The sequence below is a fragment of the Acinetobacter sp. MF4642 genome (assembly GCF_002018925.1).
In the GTDB taxonomy this organism is placed as follows: domain Bacteria; phylum Pseudomonadota; class Gammaproteobacteria; order Pseudomonadales; family Moraxellaceae; genus Acinetobacter; species Acinetobacter johnsonii.
Genome location: NZ_MVON01000066.1, coordinates 1 through 2,452 on the forward strand (window position 1 = coordinate 1; position 2,452 = coordinate 2,452).

Sequence of the window (2,452 nt, forward strand, 5' to 3'; positions counted from 1 at the left end):
GGATAATCTTGTTCAGATTCAAGCAGCAAACGTACTGCTCGTTCTTTGATTTCTGCGGTGTATTTTAATCTTGTCATAGCGACATTCTCTCAAGAAAATGTGTCTCCTACAATCTCGGTACGGTTCAGGGCTTTTGTTTAAGCACTATTAGATTGAATGTGGAATAAAATTTAGATCGAGTAATCTATCGTATGCAACTTCATGATATCCACATCTTAATGGAAATGCATACGGGTTTAATTGTATACTACATTAAAAATTAACAGAATTATTTGTACTCATGAACTCAGATAAAAAATTATGGAAGTTATTAAACGGGTATTTTTTTATTTTTTTGAATCTTTTAATTTTGGTTGCTATGACACAAGTCATAGATGAAAAAATCAGCCAATTTGTACTAGAAAGTTATAGAACCCCATTAGTGCTTTTGTACCTTATTTCACTATCAATTTTAGCTTTTGATTATATTTTGGATAAGATTCATAAGGCTAGAAAAAATAATGTAATAAAAAGAGATAATGCAGACTTTATTAATCAAATAAAAAATCTTAAAGCACAGGAAAAATTCTTGTTATCGCTGTTTATTGAGAAAGATGTTCTGGAATTACCTATCTCTCACAAAGAGCCTGCTCTAGGATTATTAGAAAGTAAAAAACTACTCGTAAATACCTATCAAAAAGAACCAAATGGTAAAACAATTTATCGTATAGATCCTCTAATTTTAGAGGCACTAAAGATTAATCCAAACTCGCTTTATTAATTTCTTATGAGCTCAATTAGGTTAAATAGAACGATTGATTTAGGTATAATTTCTTTTGAATAGAGACTTACTGTAAAATATGCAAACTATAGATTATAAATTAGGGAAGTTAGCTGGTGTCCTAGAAGCTTTTTCATGGATAAATAATAAAACAAATCATGGTTATAATTTTGAAATTGAGAAGCTACCTGATGAAGCTAATTGTCATCAAGCTTTTGAGAAATACATATTTCAATATTATCCTGATGCTATTGTTAGACTAGATCAGTTTTCTATCGATGATGAATCATTTCAATTTGTGATTAGAAATTGGCTTTTTGCCTATCAAAAATCACAAAATATTGATGAAAACTCTATAGGAAGTGGACACGAATCTTGCTATTTAGATGATAAATATAGAGCATTTTCATTGACACATGAAAGTCTTAAAAAGCTTTTCTTTGAAGGTTTTTTAGATGAATTAATGTCATTAGTAGAAACTAATACAATTTATAAAGTTCATATGAGAACAGATACATGGTATGAAGGTGCTTGGGATGATTTTATATTTGAAGGAGAAAGGGGAAGAATTTTTCTACATTTAGGGGTATCGGATTAATTATCAAAATTTTTTAAAATCAACATAATACATCTTTAGAAAAAATTTTGAAATTTGGTTTTGAGCATCAATATTTAATATGAAACCATGATAGGGTTCAGCGCACTATCATGGTTTCTTTGTGATTAATTCACGTTCCTCACGCGAAACTTAATCAAATTCACTAAAACAAAACTGCTGCGCTTATGAGTAAAATTAAACCAATGATTGTTAAGTAGCTAGCTAGTTTATTTAATTTTTCGCCTTCTTTTTTCTTACTGAAAAGTTTTGATAGCGAGTAATTCTTAACGGGTAACTGACACCATGGATACCAAAAGCATAGAAAGCCCAAAGTTCTCAGGATGCCTTGTAAACTCACAGATTCAAATAAAGCTATCATGCTAATTCCAACGCAGATCAACCCTAGAATAAATCCAAACCAAGATTTGATGAGGCGGGTGTCGTTAAAGTTTGTTGACAAATCGGTCATATTATATTTTATAAAGTGTTATTAAGAATCATTATTAATAATATCAGATTAGATAGATATAACTTCAAAATATTATATTAAATAGATTGTAAATTTTTGGTCATTTCCTTGAATTCGAGTACTGAATTTTGGGTGTTGGGTACGTGAGCTGATATGTATTCATTCTTGGTTTGAAAAAAGATATCAAAGCTCTGACTCATGAATGAATCTTGTTGACTTTGCTTTTGGTAGATAGGGGCTAAATAGTTGATATAGTGATTGATCCAATCTGCTTGAGTAGGAAAAGCAATGTAATCTTTAAGATTTGCATAGAGATTTTTAAGATCAAATGAAATTGCATCAATATCAGGGTTAAAGAGCCAGATAGTAATATCCATAGGCTTGATTTTAGTTAAGGTATAAGGCTGTGAGGGATCAAAGCGTTCTATCTTATAAAGTTGAGCGCCTTCTTCACTATAGCTAGTACATAACAGTTTAGTATTTTCGACTTGAAAATAATGAACCGTACCGGGTTTGTCGGAGAGTCAATATTCTGAGAGACTATCCCGATGACAAAATTAAAATATACCCCTGAAATCAGAGAAAGAGCGGTTCAATTATTGATTGAATCTGAAAAAGATTATCC

The 2,452-nt window shown here is 30.7% G+C and carries 2 protein-coding genes and 1 pseudogene; 2 read left to right on the forward strand and 1 reads right to left on the reverse strand.

All coding sequences use genetic code 11. The features are described 5' to 3' along the window. Window positions 1–280 precede the first annotated feature (280 nt). Window positions 281–760: a super-infection exclusion protein B gene (locus MF4642_RS16320; RefSeq protein ID WP_078426860.1), complete on the forward strand. Its 480-nt coding sequence runs from the start codon at window positions 281–283 to the stop codon at window positions 758–760. Between the two features lie 79 nt (window positions 761–839). Next, on the forward strand, window positions 840–1,358 hold the full coding sequence (locus MF4642_RS16325) for a hypothetical protein (protein WP_078426861.1): 519 nt from the start codon (window positions 840–842) through the stop codon (window positions 1,356–1,358). Window positions 1,359–1,904: 546 nt separating this feature from the next. Here MF4642_RS16325 and MF4642_RS16335 read toward each other — a convergent pair. After that, a pseudogene (locus MF4642_RS16335) lies at window positions 1,905–2,318 on the reverse strand (hypothetical protein); the annotation flags it as partial. Window positions 2,319–2,452 lie beyond the last annotated feature (134 nt).